The following is an 18,472-nucleotide window of genomic DNA, read 5'->3' as shown; positions in this document are numbered from 1 at the left end:
AAAATGGTTAACATCGACGGTAGTTTCGGCTTCGATTTTCTCCTGGGAACTCTCAGCAACGATACAATTAGAGGATTTGCGGGTAATGATACTGTTCAAGGTTTGGGGGGAAACGACCGAATTTTTGGCGATCGGGAAAATGATTTGTTAGCAGGAAATGAAGGCGCTGATACGCTGTCTGGCGGTCAGGGAAGCGATACAATCTATGGAGGACAAGACTCCGATTGGATTTTTGGCGATCGGGGTCACGATTTGCTAATAGGCGGCGAAGGCGGGGATATCTTAACAGGAGGCGCGGGGGAGGATTTATTTGTGATTGAAAGAACCTCTGCCGCATCTACTATTACTGAAGCCGATATAATTACAGATTTTGGCAACGGCAATGATAAAATTGTCTTGACAGAAGGCATGAACTTTAGCGATTTGGAGCTTTCTGTTGCCAATAACCAAACTATTATGAAAGACAAAAACTCTGGTAATTACTTAGGAGTTGTTTTGGGAAATTATAATCTGACTGAATCAAACTTTATTTCGCTGTTTGGCGGACTAGATAGGGGTCAGCTTTTGCCAATTTCGGTTAACACGATTATAGCCGATCGCGCGATCGGACTGGAAGTGGCGCAAACTCCCCAAGAACAAGCCACAGGTTTAATGTTTCGCACAGAATTGCCAGATGACAGGGGAATGCTTTTTCCCATCGAACCCGCGCGAAACGTGCGTTTTTGGATGAAAAACGTGTTTATTGAGCTCGATATGGTTTTTCTGCGGGAAGGCGTAGTGCAGGCAATAATTCCTAACGTACCGCCGTGTTTGACCGAAACCTGCCCCAACTACGGCCCGGATGTTCCCGTTGACGGAGTTATTGAACTCAGAGGCGGAAGGGCGGCTCAATTGGGACTCAAAGTTGGCGATCGGATTCCCAATTTACCCTAAAAGGTATATGATTTTATCGCAGCATTCAACATTTTTGCATCCAATGAATCCTATTGAATTAAAAATAATCCCCCATCAAACTCAAGACGGTTTAGCTTACCAACATTTGCGCTTGCGAATTACAACTCAAGACGGTATCATCACACCCGATGATTTACAAGGTTTGAAACTTCCTCAAGACGTTCAATTAAGCCAAGGAATTGTCATTGAAGGTAGAGGAGCAATTTGGCTGTACGGGTATTTAGTACATGAATGTCATCCTGCGGCTTGGGTGGGATGTTACGATCCGCGATTAGAAGGTGCCGTGGTAGTAGCGACGCACAAGCACGAGGTATCAGTTGGACAGGTATTAAAATTGAGTTTACCAAGCGATTAAGACTCTCCGTAGCGGGTGTAGCGGCTTTGGTTTTGAATGCCAACCCGACTCTTACTCCGGCTCAAGTTGAGTATATCTTGACGACAATAGCCAAACCAAATGGGATAATAGCCTAGAAAAAATAGGCAGCAACTATTCAGAAATATTAGTCGATCGCCATACACCCGCGCGAATCTGTTTTGTCCGAACCTCCGCGCGGATGGGATGTGGATGCAATCCAGCAATGGATGGCAAATATGGATTGACTTCGCAGTTAGAAGTTTGGCAGAAACTCGGCGGTTCTAGTTGTCGAACTTGTGAAGGTCAAATTCAAAATTTTAGCAAGCAAGTAGGATGGAACATGAGCTCGCAAGTAATCCCTATAGCAGGCTAGTATCCAACAGTTGCTGCATGAAGTTGGTAAAGTTATGTTGACAGCGATAAAAGCATAACTAGGTACTGTCTTTTTGCTGGCGCGCAGACATGACAAGCGTGGAGAGTTACAAGATTTAACCTGTTTTCTACTTTCGCCAATTGCGGCAAGTAACAGTTAATACCCATATTCCAGGTTCATGAACTAGAGTAGCAGCTATATTGTGTGGTGTTAATTAGAAGGGTGCGGATCTGCGAGATTTTGGATAAAACTTGCAGAGTGTTGATGGCGACGCACCTTACTTGCTTGACTTTTCAAAGCTTTTTACCTAGGCCTGTTTCTCACAAATCATTTAGGATTGCTATAAATTGAGAGGGTTTTAATAATATTGAGGAATTGCTGCAAAATGGTGGACGAATGATTATGCCGCCAAACAGCAGTTAATTGAGTGGTTGTCGTTTGTTCCTGAATCTGACGATAGACCACTCCTTCGCGTTGAAGATTCTGTACGTGAGATGGCAGAATGCTGATTCCTGTTTCCCCTGCGACTAATCCCAAAATTGTGACCATAAAGACGGCTGTTTGAGCAACTTTAGGAACAAACCCTGCTTGCGAACATACATGGTAAATTTCCTCAGATAAGCCAGCCACAATCTGATGAAGGGGCATTACAAATTCTTGATCCTTTAGGTCGGAAAGCGAAATTTTGGATTGGGCTGTAAGCGGATGGTTTTTGGGTAAAACGACGACAAGTGGTTCTTGCGTGAGAGACATCGTTTCTAAATCATTGGCTTCAGAAATATCGTGGTAGAGATAGAGAAAAATGATATCAGTCTGGCGATCGCGCAACCTCTGAATTAGGGAAGCACTATGTTCTTCCTGCAAAATCAGTTTTACCTCTGGATATCGCTGTCGAAAAGTTCGCAGCATCTCTGGAAAGACACCATTCGCGATCGAACTGGGAAAACCCACCGTCAAATAACCCAATTCACCCTGATGAATGCGCTGGGTTTTATGTACCGCTTGTTCTAACTGTACCAAAGTTGCGCGAGCTTCTTCTAAAAACGCCTGTCCTGCTGGGGTTAGCTGAATCGGGTGACTTTTGCGATCGAATAGCTTCACACCCAGTTCAGCCTCTAAATCTTTAATTTGTTGACTTAGGGGCGGTTGGGCAATGTGCAATCGCTTTGCCGCGCGACTAAAGCTCAGTTCGTCTGCCACTGCAATGAAATAACGAAGATGGCGAAGTTCCATAGGTTATACGATTTTAGATTTGAGAATTGAACGATTGGGAATGAATGATTACTATCATGGTTTGGAACACGAGCCTATAGTTACATTCTCTTTTGTAACGGGGATTAAATACTATATTTTTTAAGTATATTGTTATATATAAAAAAGTATTTGACATATAGATATAACTTCTTTATTCTGAAATTAATAGTTATAAATTTCGGCACAAAATACCCATTTAAGTATTGCTTAATGAGGATTATTCATGATTTCGCAAGTAATTCGACGAGTTGCAGTTGTGGGAGGAACCCACGGAAACGAGTTGACTGGGGTTTATCTGATTAAGAAGTTTAAACAATTCCCAGACTTACTGAAACGATCGAGTTTTGAGGTGGTTACTCTATTAGCTAATCCTCAAGCGGTAAAGTGCAATCGGCGTTATGTCGATCGCGATTTGAACCGTTGCTTTGCCGAGGAAGATTTGTCTAACCCAGATTTGATGGGTTACGAGAACAGACGTGCTAAGGAAATCTCCGCCCAACTATGTCCGAAAAACGAACATGGGGCTGATGTGATCGTTGACCTTCACAGCACAACGGCAAACATGGGGCTGACAATTTTACCATCTAGCAAACATCCATTCAATTTGCAATTATTAGCTTATTTGAGTGAGATCGAGCCCTCACTGCGAGTTTGTTTCGGAGAGTATTCTGGTGAGGATGCCCCAATGCTTCGATCGCTGTCTGCTTTCGGTGGCACCATAGAAGTTGGGCCCATCGCCCAGGGAGTCATTAACGCCCGTCAGCTTCAGCAAACCGAAATGCTGGTTCACGCCATTCTGGATTATCTCGACGCACAAAATCGGGGAAAGCCGCTTCCTATACCATCATATTTAACTGTATATCAGGCGATCGGCTCAGTAGACTATCCCAGAAATTCAGTAGGTGAACTGCAAGCTGCGATCCATCCCCAACTTCAGTTCAAAGACTATGAACCCTTACATCCAGGTGAACCGATGTTTCTCACATTTACGGGAGAATCACTCCCCTATCAAGGAGAATCTACTGTTTTCCCTGTATTCATTAACGAAGCAGCCTATTACGAAAAACACATAGCGATGGTTTTGACGCAAAAACAACAGCTTCAGCTTGAAACGGCATAACTTCCCGAAAAATATGACTTTTATGAAATTAGGGTTATGACTTTTATGAACTCAAGCAATGAATTTATGAATTGACTTATCATCTCGAATCGGGAATAATCTTAATTAATTTAAAATCAAGCATTGTCTCCCCTAAACACCAGTGAATCTCAAATTATCAGGAGTGAATTTATGGAAAGTACGCTCGATATATTTGCAATCGATCGCGAACAGCAGTTCACAGCAGCATTAACAACCTTTGGTAACAGCGGTCAGCTTAATTTTTTCACTGCATCCAGTCAATTTAATGGTAGCATTCCCACCCACGGCTTTGACACTGATAATTTGACAGCGATCGCGATCGGCGAACAAGGACAAATAGCAGATTTTCTAGTATCCCCCAAAAGCGAGAGCCTCAGTTACTCAGCCAACAATCAAGTCGCTAGCGGTAGATCTGCTGCTCAAGCAAAATCGAACTCAGATGCGATCGCTGTCGGCACAGAGCCCCTAACAGGAACGAGAACGGCTAATCAGTTGAATTTATCAGACCCAGGCAACTCCTTAGCCACTGCACGCAATATTGGTGTTGCTGATAACAATCGCTTTACCTTCAATGATTTTGTCGGAGTTGACGATAACGATGATTATTACCGCTTTACTATTAACCAAAATAGCGATTTAAGCTTGCGTATCGATGTTTTGAATGGGGCAGGAATCGAGTTAATTCAAGATAAGAATCGCAACGGTGAGGCTGATTATGATGAACTTCTTGGCAGCGATTATGCCTCAGCAGGTGCATCCGGCGAGATAAATTTCTTCAACCTGACTCCTGGAGATTACTATGTCGCAGTTTATAGTTACTTTGAGTATAAGAATTACAACCTGAATCTGGCTGCAACGCCTGGTACTGGTTTTAGCAGCAATTACGGATACGGTTTAGTGGATGCAAATGCAGCAGTAGCCGGCACTTTTAACAGTCCCGTTAATTTCCCAGAAGTTCCTAATTTGGGCGGGAATGATTGGGCAAGAGACATGGTAAATGCCCCGGAAGTTTGGCAGGGGGGAATTACCGGAAATGGGATTGTTGTAGCTGTCGTCGATAGCGGTGTTGACTACACCCATCCCGATTTAGATGCCAATATTTGGCAGAATGCGGGTGAAATTCCCAATAACGGAATTGACGACGATCGCAACGGATATATTGATGATATTCGGGGTTGGGATTTTGTGTGGAACGACAACAACCCAATGGATTGGGACGGTCATGGGACTCACGTAGCAGGCGCGATCGCGGCCGAACGAAATGATTTTGGCATAACTGGAGTTGCCTACAATGCAAAGATTATGCCTGTGAGAGTTTTGCCGGAATTTGGCTCTGGGAACTTTAATAATTTTGCTGCTGGAATTCGCTATGCTGCTGATAATGGAGCTAATGTAATTAACTTTAGTATTGGTGGCTGGTCGCCTAGCATGGAGGTTGATGAGGCAATTCAGTACGCCACTAACAAAGGAGTTGTTGTCGTCATGTCAGCAGGAAATGATGGTTTTTATGAACCAGACTATCCAGCTCGTAATGCCGATAGCTTCGGAATTGCTGTGGGAGGAATTGATATAAATGGCAGGATGGATGAATTCTCTAACCGTGCAGGTTCCCGACCTTTGGATTACCTAATTGCACCGGGAGTAGACATCTTTTCTACAACTCCCTATAACACCTACGAAACCTACAGCGGCACATCGATGGCAGCCCCTCACGTAGCGGGTGTAGTGGCTTTAGTTTTGAATGCCAATCCGAATCTAACTCCGGCTCAGGTTGAGCAAATTTTGACTGCAACAGCCAACCAAAATGAGATAATAGCCTAGAAAAAATAGGCAGCAACTATTCAGAAACATTAGTTGATCGCCCTACAACCGCGCGAATCTGTTTTGTCAGAAGCTTCGGGCGATCGAACACTCGTCTATTTACCAAATTTGCAATTTTAGTGTGAGGACTTATGGCTATTAATCGCGTCTCAGTTGACTCAGCAGGCAATCAGGCGATCGGTCGCTCCCTTTTTCCCTCCATCTCAGCCAACGGGAGGTTTGTGGCGTTTACTTCTAATGCCTCCAACCTCGTACCGGGGGACACTAACAATGACTTTGATATCTTCGTCCGCGACTTATTAACCAATACCACCACCCGCGTCTCTGTTGACTCAGCAGGCAATCAGGGAAACAACCGCTCCGGCGCTCCCTCCATCTCAGCCGACGGACGATTTGTGGCGTTTTCATCTGATGCCTCCAACCTTGTGCTAGGGGACACTAAGGATAACGAAGACATCTTCGTGCGTGACTTATTAACCAATACCACCACCCGCGTCTCTGTTGACTCAGCAGGTAATTCGGGGAACAACCGCTCCTTTATTCCCTCCATCTCCGCTAACGGGAGGTTTGTGGCGTTTCAATCTGAGGCCTCCAACCTCGTGCCGGGGGACACTAACAATAACATTGATGTCTTCGTGCGCGACACGATCACCAATACCACCACCCGCGTCTCTGTTGACTCAGCAGGCAATCAGGCGAGGGGCATTTCCGCGCTCGCCTCCATCTCCGCCGACGGGCGGTTTGTCGCTTTTCTATCTGATGCCTTCAACCTCGTGCCAGGGGACACTAACAATAGCCGCGACTTCTTTGTGCGCGACTTGTCAACCAACACCACCACCCGCGTCTCTGTTGACTCAGCAGGCAATCAAGCCAACAACAATTCCTGGAACCTTCCCTCCATCTCTGGTGATGGGCGGTTTGTGGCGTTTACTTCTGATGCATCCAACCTCGTGCTGGGGGACACTAACAATAGTCGCGACATCTTCATGCGCGACTTGTCAAGCAACACCACTACTCGCGTCTCTGTTTCAGGGGAAGGGAATCAGGGGAACAATAATTCCTTCGGTATAGCCTCCATCTTGGGCGACGGGGGGTTTGTGGCTTTTTCATCTGATGCCTCCAACCTCGTGCCGGGGGACACTAACAATAGCGAGGACATCTTTGTTGCTGACTTAACCAACACTCCAGGCGTCATCAATAACTCTCCAAGTGGCATCAACGGCACGAACGGCAACGACAACCTGACAGGCACGAACGGCAACGACACCATCAACGGTTTGGCAGGCGATGACGTGCTGACTGGTTTGCGGGGCAACGATATCATCAATGGTGGCGACGGCAGCGACAACCTTTCTGGCGGCAAAGGTTTTGACACCTTCAACGGCGGTTTGGGAAACGATATTCTAGTCGGCGACGCGGGCAACGATGTATTTGTTTTAGGTGCGGGATTGGGAGTTGATACCATCTCTGATTTCGGCAACTCTCAAGATACAATTCAATTAATCAACGGCTTGACCTTCGGACAGCTATCAATTTCTGCTGGAACTAACGGCACATTAATTAGAGTAGCCAGCAGCGGTGAGGTTTTAGTTTCTTTGACAGGCGTTGCTCCCAATCTCATCGGCCCTGAAGATTTCGTCTCTGTTTAAATATCTGTAGATTCTCACTTGCCTGCTGTAGAAACACAGCAATGCTTTGTCCTTTCACCGAAGATCTCACCTTTACTCAAAGAACGCGATCGGGACTTACGCACTCCGACAGAGAAACTGGGTTTTTTACCGCATCTGCGGGTCACAACGCAGTATTTTCGTAAAAAACCCGGTTTCTGAACCCCCGTGCACAAGCCCTAGCAAAAAATGGTTTGACGCGCCATATACTGTGGTTAGCTTTTAGTTATTAGTTATGGCAAATTACAGAGCTGTATTGTTGTTCAATAGTCTAACTTTAGTGCTAGTTGGGATAGTGACGGCGTGTCTGAATTTATTCGGTTCTTCGGTAAAAGGGTTATTTTTGCCGCCTTGCTCTGCCACGTATCCGGGTGCAGGTTTCTTTTTTTTGGCGTTTCAAATGTTATTTTATTTATCGGTAATGGTGTGCGCTTTTACCTTTGGATTGCTGAGAATTATTCAACCAGACCGCCCAGAAAATCGATTTATTTTATATTCGGCACTGTTTGCCGGTTGCTTTCTGTTCAATGAAGTTTTTCGCACCCACGTTCATCTGGGACGTGCGGGTTTTCCGAAAGTGACAATTGTCATATTTTACGCCGTGCTGGCAATTGCATACGGATTAGCTTTTCGGAGACAAATTCGCTCGACTCCCTATGCTTTACTGCTGAGTGGCGTTGGTTTGTTATTTGTTGCCTTTTTTGCAGAAGCGCTGCCATTAAAAAACGAGATTGTTTCGAGCTTGCTGGAGGGAATACCGAAGCTGTTGAGCGGGCTTAATATTGCACTTTATTTTTGGTTTGTGTGCCAGGCTTTGATAGTGCGATCGCTCAATTTTTCTAACACGAAATCAAATCCAGAATGGAAGTAAGATGAAGATTTGCTGTTGGGTGGGGGCGGATTTTTGAGATTGTCTATTTTTGAAAAATATTGTTTGTAAAACCCGCCACTACATGATTGTATAATCGGTTAAAACTGAGATATTGCACAATTGTCAGTTAGCCTTTTATGAACAGGCAAGATGCTTGTTCCACAAAATATAAATTTTATTGTTGAACAGGCATCTTGCCTGTTGCTGACAATGGTGGAAGATATCAGTTAAAACAAAAAGTACCGCTGCGCCATTGGCAAAATTGTTGCCGGTTCGCAAGTTAACAATTCCCCATCCGCCCTCACTTCATAAGTTTCTGGATCGACTTCCATTTGTGGCAAATAATCGTTGAGTTTCATATCTCTTTTACTAATTTGTCGCGTGCCGGAAACTGCTACAGTGGGCTTTTGTAAACCTAGCTGTGCGGCAATATCTCGATCGCGCGCAGCTTGGGAAACAAACGTCAGACAAGTCGCCCCTATCGCCCCGCCAAAACTGCCAAACATCGGCCGCATATGCACCGGTTGCGGCGTCGGAATGCTGGCGTTAGCATCTCCCATCTGCCCGTAGGCGATCGCCCCTCCTTTAATTACCAGTTCCGGTTTCACCCCAAAAAAAGCCGGCCGCCACAAACACAAGTCCGCCAATTTCCCCTCTTCCACCGAACCGACATACTGACTAATTCCGTGAGTAATTGCCGGATTAATTGTATATTTCGCAATGTACCGCTTCACCCGAAAATTATCGTTAATTTCCTCTGTTTCCCCCCCTTGGTTAGGGGGGGTTAGGGGGGGTAAATTTCCCCGCTGCACTTTCATTTTATGTGCCGTTTGCCAAGTCCGAATAATCACCTCTCCCACTCTTCCCATCGCCTGAGAATCAGAAGAAATCATACTAAACGCACCTAAATCGTGCAAAATATCCTCAGCAGCAATAGTTTCCCTTCTAATTCTCGATTCAGCAAAAGCCACATCTTCAGGAATGCCTCGATCCAAATGATGGCAAACCATCAACATATCTAAATGTTCTTCTAAAGTATTGACAGTGTAAGGGCGAGTCGGGTTAGTTGACGAGGGCAAAACATTAGCTTGTCCGCACACTTTAATAATATCTGGTGCGTGTCCGCCACCAGCACCTTCGGTGTGGTAAGTATGAATAGCGCGATTTTTGAAAGCGGCAATTGTAGCTTCCACAAATCCCGCTTCATTGAGAGTATCCGTGTGAATTGCAACTTGCACGTCGTACTCGTCAGCGACACTCAAACAAGTGTCAATCGTTGCCGGTGTAGTTCCCCAATCTTCGTGGAGTTTCAAACCCATTGCACCGGCAAAGATTTGTTCAATTAATCCTTGGGGTTGACTGGTATTTCCTTTACCTAAAAACCCTAGATTTACGGGGAAAGCGTCAGCAGCTTGCAGCATACGGTACATATGCCAAGGCCCGGGAGTGCAAGTAGTGGCGTTTGTACCCGTTGCAGGGCCAGTGCCACCGCCGATCATTGTCGTGATTCCAGAGGCGATCGCCACTTCTATTTGTTGTGGGCAAATAAAGTGAATGTGACTGTCAATTCCTCCGGCGGTGAGAATCATTCCTTCACCCGCAATTACTTCAGTACCAGGCCCGATAATAATATTTACCCTATCTTGAATATAAGGATTTCCGGCTTTACCAATTTTGTAAATTTTGCCGTCTTTAATACCGACATCTGCTTTAACAATTCCCCACCAATCTAATATTAAAGCATTAGTAATTACCGTGTCAACAGCGCCGTCTGCATTAGAAATCGGCGATTGTCCCATGCCGTCGCGGATGACTTTGCCGCCGCCAAATTTAACTTCATCGCCGTAGGTTGTGAAGTCTTTTTCAACTTCAATGAATAATTCGGTATCAGCTAATCGGACGCGATCGCCCACAGTCGGCCCGAAGGTTTCCGCGTAAGCGCGGCGATCCATTCTGTAACTCATGCTCGCTCCTAATATTAATAAATTTTTAGTTGGCAGTTGAGACCCACTTGAATTATAGTATGTGACGAGTTCCTCAATCTGAAACCGTAAAAAAATACAACATTAGGCAAGCTTTAAAACCCCAATAGTCATCAATTCGGCCCCTCGAAAATCTAAAATGGTATAATCGGGCCAATTTACTCCAGCATTTTCTGGATTTGCCTTTTCAAAATCTCTACATCCACCGTCATATCCATGCCAATGAAACTCCAATCTTCCTCTACATTGTTGTCATCAACCATACGAGAGTATTCTAATCCCAATAGCTGGCAAATGTAATAGAAATATGGCGGAGTGTACCCTCCATAAAAGAATTCCAATACTTTCGTTTCCGGCTGACACCACAGCAAATTTGTAAAACCAGCCCCGTGAGGACCGACAACCACCGCCGCTTCTGCAAACAGACGAATTTGTTCATCAACAGTGCGCGAAATATCTTCCAAAGTGTCAAAATCAAATTCTTTCAAAACCTCTCGCACTTGTACTTCATTTTTAACCTTGCGCCGGCCGCTTCTAGACAGATAAAGTTTTCTATAAGGCTTTACCTTTTCCTTAAGACAGAATTTTTTCCGCAAAAGCTCTATATCGTAAGGACTGGGAAAATACCAGTCTTGATTGTTTCCCACCACCACACTTTCTGCATGATATCCCGTATCTCTAGCCCGAGTGTCGATTAGTGAACTTTCAGGAATACCAAGTTTGGTCATAAAGCCCAACTCAAAATCTGTATGTCGTAAAGGATAACAAATTTTAGCTTCTTGCCAAATTTCCTTACCTAAAGCCTCCTCAATTCGACAAAGTTTAGCCAGCACAAAAATGATAAAATCATAATAACTACACCACAAATGCGACCAAGGAGCAACTACCAGCGGATAGGTAATTTGGTTAGGTTTGTAAGGCCATTCCAGAATGCCCGCACCGCTAATCCGAAAATCCAAGTCTAAAAGCAACTTGTTATTCAGCAGCGTGTTGCCCGACGTACAAATAGTTAGAGAATTTATTTTTTGATTGAGGGTAATCTTCCAAACATAATCTGGGTCAAAAGACACGGGTTTTTCCGTGGCAAAAAACCGAGAAGGCACTTTTTTAACCGAGGTTAATGCGGGTATATTGATAGGTTGGTGCTGCTTTTTGTAAACGATGCTGTCATCTAACAATTTGATGCTGGTGCGTCGGTCTAACGGGGTTCTCCAGACACGCCTTGAGGTTGCCAGCAAGCTCTGCTTCAATGTCTGTTTTATCTGGTCAACTAATTTTGGGTTCATCACGCACTTTTGCTGTATATCTTTGCAGTTTTAACAACCACTCTAGATACAAAATGCAAATTTTAACTCGCTCAAAAGTCGGAGATTGAACTAACAAAAGAAAGCCAGAAGGCACTTATACAGAAGGCAGAGAAAAAGTTGTGAGATGGCTTTGTCACTCTCCAGGCATAGGGCTGGAAGTGATCTCATGTTAGATTGGGGATTGCGGATGACTTATTACTATCATGGTGTGGATATTTCCTACAGTTGCATTTTTTTGGGAAACTGGCAGAACTTTGAAGTTAAAAAGTTTCAAATTCCAAAATCAACAATCGTGAACGGTCATCTGGCTTCATACTTCAGCATCCAAATTACCATCCACTTTTCCATTAAAGCCGTAGACTTCACGACTACCTACAAAAGGTACTAATTGCACTTCCTTTTCATCTCCGGGTTCAAACCTGACTGCTGTACCGGCGGGGATATCCAATCGCATTCCTTTTGCTTGTTCTCGATTAAATTCTAAGGCTTCGTTTGCCTCATAAAAGTGATAGTGTGAACCAACTTGTATAGGTCTATCTCCTTTATTTCCTACCCGCAACCGTACTGTTTCACGCCCTGCATTTAGTTCTATTTCGCCTGCTGAAATAATCATTTCTCCTGGAATCATCTTTTCCTCCTATGAGTCTCTGTGGTTGATTTTTTTAACGGATCGGATCGTGTACTGTAACGAGTTTAGTTCCATCGGGAAAAGTCGCTTCAACCTGGACTTCATGCACCATTTCCGGTATCCCTTCCATCACATCTTCCCGCGTCAGGAGAGTGGTTCCATAACTCATTAAATCGGCGACGGTGAGGCCGTCTCTGGCTCCTTCTAAAATGGCTGCGGAAATGTAGGCTAGTGCTTCTGGATAGTTTAATTTTAAACCTCGTTGTTTCCGTCGCTCTGCTACCAGGGCTGCGGTGAAAATCAGCAGTTTGTCTTTTTCTTGGGGGGTGAGTTGCATTTTTATTCTTGTAAGGGCGATCGCATTATTTGATTATGATATATTTTACGGCTGTTTGTGAATGATTAAACCGCAAAGGGCGCAGAGTCAGAGAAGAGAGAGATGAATAATCTCGTTAGGAGGGCAACTATACATTGAAACTCAAATATCATCCTATTTTATCCAAACTCTGGGCAAACAGCAAGGGCGTTGTGAAAAAGACAAGCGCAGCAAGTGCCAAATGCTGACAAACCAGTCTCTCGCTGCAGTGGTGGATGTACCGCGATATCGGCACAGCAAACCGTTAGGAATACGAGTCACGCCGACGGTGGAATTACCAGGATAAATTGTTGCCTCTGATGGCAAATTTCGCACTTTTTCCACGAGTTCTGTGGTTACGGGCTCACCTACCCAAGCTAGGGTGGCGACTACGGGTTTTCCTGCGAGACCGTGAGGACTTTCGAGCATTTTTTCTCCTCCTTTTAGCAATTGTCTGTCAATCCATAAAGGGCTGTTTTCTTGCCAGACTTCGGTGTGCGAGGTCCATTCTCCCGACAAGAACTTTTCGCCCCTAGCACTGCGTCCAAATCTGGTAATTTCCCACAGTAAAATCCTCGCTGTTGGTGCTAATTCTACCCGCAAATTTTGCCGATATATTGCGCCGTCAAAAACTATTGTTTCCTGTGGCAGCCATTCTAAATTAGCACCGGCTTCTAGTTTGATGTCGATATTTTGTTGTGATTCTAGTCCGCTGCTACGATAGATTTTACTAGCAGCGGCGCTGGTAATCAAGGCTTTGGCGTTGGGTTGGAGGTGAAAATGACTGGAAAGTCGATCGCCCCCGACAACTCCGCCAGCCGTGTGCAAGATGACGCTGTGACAAATCTCTTTCCCTTCAGGATAAAACGGGCGCTGCACCTTCAGGGGTGCTTGCATTTGATTGTGAATGATTTGAGTTGCACCGCTGCGGTTAGCGTAGGCTAAATTCAGGCTGCCGTGCCATCCAGTTTGAATGTTATTGGTAGGTGTTTCAGTGGATTTTTGAATCACGGATTTTTACGATTAAATGTTAAATTGGAAACTTTTTTTATTTTTTTCGAGATGTATATTTATCATTTTTTTGCTAATATCACATAGTCATCAAGCCCATAATGCGGCTCGTAAGGTAATTTAAGGTGCTGGCGGAAAAGTGGACTGATGAATTTCTGTACAGGTAGATTTTCTCTAGCAAACTTTCCAAAGTTAGGATGGGATGTCCTGCTACCGATTGAATTTAAATATTTATACCAAACTAAGTTTAAGCCCAGTTCATCAACGAATTGTCGTACTACATTTAGCTCTTGTTGGCAATCATCAACTCGACGAACATTGTATGGTATCAGCAACTTCTTATCTTGAATAATTAGCAAAGCGTAACCCGAATCATTCAGGCTGTTTGTAAATATATCCTTGTAAATCTGAAGGGATTTTTTTCTTCTCTCCTCATCCTTAAAAAAACAGTGAGAAATCACTATAAAATCAAAGAATTTTTTAGGCAGTCTTTTAGATTGATTTTCCCCATCAAAGATACTAGAAGTGTCAAACCGAAAGTAAGCATTCATCGCCTGCGGTTCCATGTACTGCCGCCAAAACTGGAGTCCGCGGTATTGAAAAGCTTTTTGCTGTTCCAGAGAGTAGTAGGATATGTGCATTGGTGGCATTGAAAAAAAGTTGCTACTGCTTTGCAGCAACAAACCAAGTCCGTAAGCAACTGTACCCGGCCCAGCAGCAATATCGAGGATATTAACTTTAGTCGGTAATAATCCAGCCTTGTAAATCAGGAACCAAGCTAGATATGTACAGTAGACGTTATCTAGGAAATACCTGATTAAATAGACGTGAGGGCTTAGCTCAAAATTGTATTGAGGATCTTGTCCTTCTTTCAGTTTCTGTATATCGTCAATAGCTTGTTCAAGTAAATAATCAACATTGCTTTTTTCCCGGTTCAACTTATTAAGCTCATTCTTGATAAAGCCAGCCAAATGTTGTTCAAAATTATTAAATGTTTTGTCATCAATGCCCGTGCATTGAATCATACTCTCATCGCAGTCTATCAATTTGAAAGATTTTGAAATATGTTCAATGAACTTTGTGTCGGGAAACAAGGTTAATTGATCAATCCGCGCCAGCGAATCGTCAACTTGCCCGAAGCTTAGTTGCATTTCTAATTCTTCTAAATGCCGATCGGCTTCTTTGATGCGGTCATTTTTTTTCTGCAATAACTTCTCAAGCTGTAGGCGCTCTTTAAAGAGCTTCTGCTGCCATGAGAATTTTGCCCCGGAATTTTCTATTTGTTTTAACAGTTGTTTGGCAAGTCGATTATTTTGACTCTTAACGGCTTCGTTAAACTGATGGGAACGCCACCAGTTAGCTAGCGGGTTATTCATAGCCAAATCCCTCTTTACCTTCCATAATTTCAACATCTGGGAGCATCGCAATTAATTTATTTTTAAACTTGCGATAACTCTGTTGTTCGCTATTGTACCACCAAGCGTACTTGTGTTTAAGAGCTAATGCTTCCTCGCGAGTTGACGCAATTAGCGATCGCCCGTTTCTGGCATGAAAATCCTGAATCACCACTCGATCTACAACTGCCAGCTTGCTAATAAAATCAGCTTCATCTTCCGGTAATGTAGGGAGTAGTGGCGTCACAGTTATAGAAAATCTGACTTCGCAATTTTCTTGGTAAGGAAAGCTGTATTTCAGTTTTGCCATAGCTTTAAGTCTCGCAGGAATACTCGGCGACTTTGGTTCAAAATCTTTCCTTACTTTTTCGCTACCAGTGGGAATGCTCATGTTAATTCGCAACCGCTGAAATTTCTGTAAAATATCGATATCTCTAGTTATCATAGGACTGCGAGTTTGGATAACCAGCGTCGGTTGATAGGAAAGCATTACTTGTAACAAGTACCTAGTTAATAGTTTTTTAGTTTCAATGGGCTGATACGGATCGGTGACACTACTCATGTAAATGCTAGGTGGTCGATCCGGGTTTTTCTTGTACCAACTATGCAACTCTTTCTTTAAAATATCGGTGGCATTTTCTTTGATGATGACCCAATTTCCCCAATCATGACGCATCTGTGAATTAGGGCTAAAAGCAGCAGCATAACAATAGCTGCATCCGTACTGACAGCCGCGATAAGGATTTAGCGTGAAATCGTAAGCACTGATAAATCCAGTAGCTTTGTTAAGCACTGACTGTGCATTTTGTGCATACACTTTAGAACTTCCGAAGTTTTCTTTGAGTGCGACAGTGTGTTTCTTGCCGACGGAATATCCTTCATACTGAGACTTTACCATGATTGAACCTGCTACAGTATTAAAATGGAAAATGTTTAGAAATGAGAAAGGCAAGGGCGGTTCTATCTTACTACTTCACTGTACCGCACTCAACAAATGTTAGCAAAACAGTGGGTAATTAGTCAACTTTACAATAAGTTTTTTGAAGAACCAACAAGTCAGCTCTTTAAACTCCACGCTAAGCTCGATCGCGAAGTAATGCAAGCTTACGGATTTACTGACAGCGACGATATTTTAGCAAAAGTGCTGGAATTAAACCTAGAACTGGCAAAAAAAGAAAAACGGGGAGAACCCGTAGTTGGGCCTTGTGTCCCAACTGACTAAAAATACTAATCGTTGTAATCATAAGTTTTGTAAATTTGCGTATAATCACATAGATTGTTGATAGAGATCACAAACACTCTAGTCTAAAAACAGAGATACTAGGGGAAGAGTTAAGTTTTGAGTTAAAAATTGTCAAATTCAAAATTAAACACTCAAAACTGTTTTTCGGCTTCAGCATAAGTGCATTTTGCTTTTCTTCGCTCCCTTACTCCTGATTTGTTTGGGAGGAACTGCCAATGTTATTATTTACCTACACTCAGTCCTTAGATAGCAAAGTAGAGCCAGAAACCTCTGCTAAAAAAAGTTGTTACAGCATTCATCTATTAATTTAACTGGGCTGAAGGGAGGATTTAACCATTTGCGGATAGGTCAAAAAATTAGCTATGGCTATGCTTTAGCTATCGGCATAGCGATTTTGGGAACTGGTGCGGGACTGAGATTGGGAGATTACTTTCGCAAGCAAGCTTTAGTTCAGGTGAATGTTGCTGGGCAGCAGCAGCAACTGCTGCAAAATTTGCAAAATACCGTATTTGAAGCCCGATCGCACGCGGCGAGATTGCCAGTCGTTTTGGGAAACGCCGTATGGCTGCAATACGAACACGATCGCTTTATTGGGCAAATCAATCAAGCGAAAATCCTGATTGCAGAAATTGAATCTTTCGCACGAGAAAATCCCCATAGACTAGCAACAGAAGAGGCCACATTGCAGGCTATCTTGAAGAAATCTGCCCTCGTCATTGATTACTACGGTCAGCTAATTAAATTGCAGTTAAAAGAAGCGGAAGTTTGGAATTTGCAGCCCAACAGCATCGAGTCCGCACAGCTACAAATGTTGAGGACTAGCAGCGGCCAAGAGGCGATCGTACTAGATAACCTTGCTCAAAGTTTAACCGAGCTAATTTCTACAGTAGAAATGCACAAACAGCAAGGAACCCAAGCATTAGAACAAGCTGAAAATTTGCGAAACCGAATTATTATCGGGAGTATGCTAATTTCAGCACTCATCGCCGCCACCCTAGCGGACAAAACCAGCCGCGCGATCGCCCAACCCCTCGAAACCGTGACTAATTTTGCTCAGCAAGTCACTCGCGAATCGAATTTTAACCTCCAAGTACGAATCACAACCGAAGACGAAATCGGAGTTTTAGCGGCCTCTTTCAATCAATTGATTCAGCGAGTTAGCGAGTATACAAAAGAACTCAAACAAACTCAATCCCAATTAATTCAGACCGAAAAAATGTCATCTCTCGGTCAAATGGTTGCAGGGATAGCCCACGAAATCAACAATCCCGTCAACTTCATCGGCGGCAACATTGACTATGCCAACCAATACATCGAAGATTTGGCAGGTTTGGTAACTCTCTATCAAGAATATTATCCCCACCCACCAGATGCCATTCTACAGCGCATCGAAGACATTGAACTCGAATTTCTCAGAGAAGATTTACCAAAAACCCTATCTTCGATGAAAATGGGAGCCGATCGCATTCGCGAAATTGTCGTATCCATGCGGAATTTTTCGCGATCGGACGATGGAAAAATGAAATCAGCCGACATTCATGAAGGAATAGATAGCACCCTCGTCATTCTCAATCACCGACTCAAACAAGGTATTCAAGTTATTAAAAAATACGGCAAGTTGCCTGCGGTTGAGTGCTATCCCGTGCAACTGAATCAAGTATTTATGAATATTATTTGCAATGCAATAGATGCGCTGGAAGAGGTGAAAAAGGCAGACAAAGGCTATTCGCCAACGATTTGGGTTAGCACGGAAATTACAGCCGACAATACTGTCACCGTCAAGATTCGGGATAACGGGCCGGGAATTGCGTCCGCCAGTACCCAACAGATATTTGACCCATTTTTTACTACAAAGTCGATCGGCAAAGGTACTGGATTAGGATTGGCTATTTCCTATCAAATCCTTGCCAAGCATCAAGGGAAAATTGAGGTGAATTCTCAAATAGGACAGGGCACGGAATTTGTGATTACTTTGCCAGTTGCTGCGTAATATCACGCGGGGCGACTTCGTTTTTGTTTGTCTGGAGTCAAGGTTGTGAAGTCTCGATTAGGCCGGGTTTACGGGATATATAACTTATATTCTTATATTACAGATATTGGTGAACCAGTCCCTACA

The 18,472-nt window shown here is 43.7% G+C and carries 17 protein-coding genes; 9 read left to right on the top strand and 8 right to left on the bottom strand.

The window, feature by feature from the left end; genetic code table 11:
• The first annotated feature begins 3 nt into the window (after window positions 1-3).
• From QUA10_RS17615 to QUA10_RS17605, 3 genes are all read left to right on the top strand, one after another.
• Complete coding sequence (locus tag QUA10_RS17615) at window positions 4-933, top strand: DUF192 domain-containing protein (RefSeq protein WP_333083733.1); 930 nt, start codon at window positions 4-6, stop codon at window positions 931-933.
• Window positions 934-976: 43 nt separating this feature from the next.
• Window positions 977-1,309: a CRISPR-associated ring nuclease Crn3/Csx3 gene (gene crn3, locus QUA10_RS17610; RefSeq protein ID WP_333083735.1), complete on the top strand. Its 333-nt coding sequence runs from the start codon at window positions 977-979 to the stop codon at window positions 1,307-1,309.
• Window positions 1,310-1,532: 223 nt separating this feature from the next.
• Window positions 1,533-1,682, top strand: a complete 150-nt coding sequence (locus tag QUA10_RS17605; RefSeq protein WP_333083736.1) for a hypothetical protein — start codon at window positions 1,533-1,535, stop codon at window positions 1,680-1,682.
• Window positions 1,683-2,009: 327 nt separating this feature from the next.
• On the opposite strand, the gene QUA10_RS17600 is transcribed toward QUA10_RS17605, so the two are convergent.
• Window positions 2,010-2,915, bottom strand: coding sequence for a LysR substrate-binding domain-containing protein (locus tag QUA10_RS17600; protein ID WP_333083738.1), 906 nt, complete (start codon window positions 2,913-2,915; stop codon window positions 2,010-2,012).
• Between the two features lie 244 nt (window positions 2,916-3,159).
• Between QUA10_RS17600 and QUA10_RS17595 the strand changes: the two genes are divergently transcribed.
• From QUA10_RS17595 to QUA10_RS17580, 4 genes are all read left to right on the top strand, one after another.
• Window positions 3,160-4,056: an aspartoacylase gene (locus QUA10_RS17595; protein ID WP_333083739.1), complete on the top strand. Its 897-nt coding sequence runs from the start codon at window positions 3,160-3,162 to the stop codon at window positions 4,054-4,056.
• Window positions 4,057-4,227: 171 nt separating this feature from the next.
• On the top strand, window positions 4,228-5,898 hold the full coding sequence (locus QUA10_RS17590; protein ID WP_333083740.1) for a S8 family peptidase: 1,671 nt from the start codon (window positions 4,228-4,230) through the stop codon (window positions 5,896-5,898).
• Window positions 5,899-6,029: 131 nt separating this feature from the next.
• Window positions 6,030-7,547, top strand: coding sequence for a calcium-binding protein (locus QUA10_RS17585; RefSeq protein ID WP_333086323.1), 1,518 nt, complete (start codon window positions 6,030-6,032; stop codon window positions 7,545-7,547).
• A 253-nt stretch (window positions 7,548-7,800) separates the two neighbouring features.
• On the top strand, window positions 7,801-8,436 hold the full coding sequence (locus QUA10_RS17580; RefSeq protein ID WP_333083742.1) for a hypothetical protein: 636 nt from the start codon (window positions 7,801-7,803) through the stop codon (window positions 8,434-8,436).
• A 227-nt stretch (window positions 8,437-8,663) separates the two neighbouring features.
• Here QUA10_RS17580 and ureC read toward each other — a convergent pair whose 3' ends face one another.
• From ureC to QUA10_RS17545, 7 genes are all read right to left on the bottom strand, one after another.
• Window positions 8,664-10,400, bottom strand: a complete 1,737-nt coding sequence (gene ureC / locus QUA10_RS17575) for an urease subunit alpha (protein ID WP_333083743.1) — start codon at window positions 10,398-10,400, stop codon at window positions 8,664-8,666.
• A 176-nt stretch (window positions 10,401-10,576) separates the two neighbouring features.
• Window positions 10,577-11,704, bottom strand: a complete 1,128-nt coding sequence (locus QUA10_RS17570; RefSeq protein WP_333083744.1) for a glycosyltransferase family 61 protein — start codon at window positions 11,702-11,704, stop codon at window positions 10,577-10,579.
• A 331-nt stretch (window positions 11,705-12,035) separates the two neighbouring features.
• Window positions 12,036-12,353 (bottom strand): urease subunit beta, encoded by a 318-nt coding sequence (locus QUA10_RS17565; RefSeq protein WP_333083745.1) that lies wholly within the window; start codon window positions 12,351-12,353, stop codon window positions 12,036-12,038.
• Between the two features lie 34 nt (window positions 12,354-12,387).
• On the bottom strand, window positions 12,388-12,690 hold the full coding sequence (ureA, locus tag QUA10_RS17560) for an urease subunit gamma (RefSeq protein WP_015179363.1): 303 nt from the start codon (window positions 12,688-12,690) through the stop codon (window positions 12,388-12,390).
• Between the two features lie 153 nt (window positions 12,691-12,843).
• Window positions 12,844-13,719 (bottom strand): urease accessory protein UreD, encoded by an 876-nt coding sequence (locus QUA10_RS17555; protein WP_333083746.1) that lies wholly within the window; start codon window positions 13,717-13,719, stop codon window positions 12,844-12,846.
• A gap of 62 nt (window positions 13,720-13,781) precedes the next feature.
• Window positions 13,782-15,095, bottom strand: a complete 1,314-nt coding sequence (locus QUA10_RS17550) for a photosystem II assembly protein (protein ID WP_333083748.1) — start codon at window positions 15,093-15,095, stop codon at window positions 13,782-13,784.
• Window positions 15,088-16,011 carry a radical SAM protein gene (locus tag QUA10_RS17545; RefSeq protein WP_333083750.1) on the bottom strand — a complete coding sequence of 308 codons (924 nt, stop codon included), beginning with the start codon at window positions 16,009-16,011 and terminating at the stop codon, window positions 15,088-15,090. Before QUA10_RS17545 ends, QUA10_RS17550 begins: the two co-directional genes overlap by 8 nt.
• Window positions 16,012-16,107: 96 nt before the next feature.
• On the opposite strand from QUA10_RS17545, the gene QUA10_RS17540 reads away from it, so the two are divergent.
• Window positions 16,108-16,335, top strand: a complete 228-nt coding sequence (locus QUA10_RS17540; RefSeq protein ID WP_333083751.1) for a hypothetical protein — start codon at window positions 16,108-16,110, stop codon at window positions 16,333-16,335.
• Between the two features lie 304 nt (window positions 16,336-16,639).
• Window positions 16,640-18,346: an ATP-binding protein gene (locus tag QUA10_RS17535; protein WP_333083753.1), complete on the top strand. Its 1,707-nt coding sequence runs from the start codon at window positions 16,640-16,642 to the stop codon at window positions 18,344-18,346.
• Window positions 18,347-18,472 lie beyond the last annotated feature (126 nt).

The sequence above is a fragment of the Microcoleus sp. Pol8_D6 genome (assembly GCF_036700965.1).
Classification (GTDB): domain Bacteria; phylum Cyanobacteriota; class Cyanobacteriia; order Cyanobacteriales; family Microcoleaceae; genus Microcoleus.
Note: the sequence above shows the minus strand (reverse complement) of the source record. Positions and strands in the feature narration are given on the sequence as shown.

Coding starts and splice junctions, on each gene's coding strand:
- QUA10_RS17590 (WP_333083740.1), top strand. CDS start 4,228: ATGGAAAGTACGCTCGATATATTTGCAATCGATCGCGAACAGCAGTTC.
- QUA10_RS17570 (WP_333083744.1), bottom strand. CDS start 11,704: ATGAACCCAAAATTAGTTGACCAGATAAAACAGACATTGAAGCAGAGC.
- QUA10_RS17550 (WP_333083748.1), bottom strand. CDS start 15,095: ATGAATAACCCGCTAGCTAACTGGTGGCGTTCCCATCAGTTTAACGAA.
- crn3 (WP_333083735.1), top strand. CDS start 977: ATGAATCCTATTGAATTAAAAATAATCCCCCATCAAACTCAAGACGGT.
- QUA10_RS17600 (WP_333083738.1), bottom strand. CDS start 2,915: ATGGAACTTCGCCATCTTCGTTATTTCATTGCAGTGGCAGACGAACTG.
- QUA10_RS17615 (WP_333083733.1), top strand. CDS start 4: ATGGTTAACATCGACGGTAGTTTCGGCTTCGATTTTCTCCTGGGAACT.
- QUA10_RS17580 (WP_333083742.1), top strand. CDS start 7,801: ATGGCAAATTACAGAGCTGTATTGTTGTTCAATAGTCTAACTTTAGTG.
- QUA10_RS17565 (WP_333083745.1), bottom strand. CDS start 12,353: ATGATTCCAGGAGAAATGATTATTTCAGCAGGCGAAATAGAACTAAAT.
- QUA10_RS17605 (WP_333083736.1), top strand. CDS start 1,533: ATGGATGGCAAATATGGATTGACTTCGCAGTTAGAAGTTTGGCAGAAA.
- ureA (WP_015179363.1), bottom strand. CDS start 12,690: ATGCAACTCACCCCCCAAGAAAAAGACAAACTGCTGATTTTCACCGCA.
- QUA10_RS17585 (WP_333086323.1), top strand. CDS start 6,030: ATGGCTATTAATCGCGTCTCAGTTGACTCAGCAGGCAATCAGGCGATC.
- QUA10_RS17540 (WP_333083751.1), top strand. CDS start 16,108: ATGTTAGCAAAACAGTGGGTAATTAGTCAACTTTACAATAAGTTTTTT.
- QUA10_RS17545 (WP_333083750.1), bottom strand. CDS start 16,011: ATGGTAAAGTCTCAGTATGAAGGATATTCCGTCGGCAAGAAACACACT.
- QUA10_RS17595 (WP_333083739.1), top strand. CDS start 3,160: ATGATTTCGCAAGTAATTCGACGAGTTGCAGTTGTGGGAGGAACCCAC.
- ureC (WP_333083743.1), bottom strand. CDS start 10,400: ATGAGTTACAGAATGGATCGCCGCGCTTACGCGGAAACCTTCGGGCCG.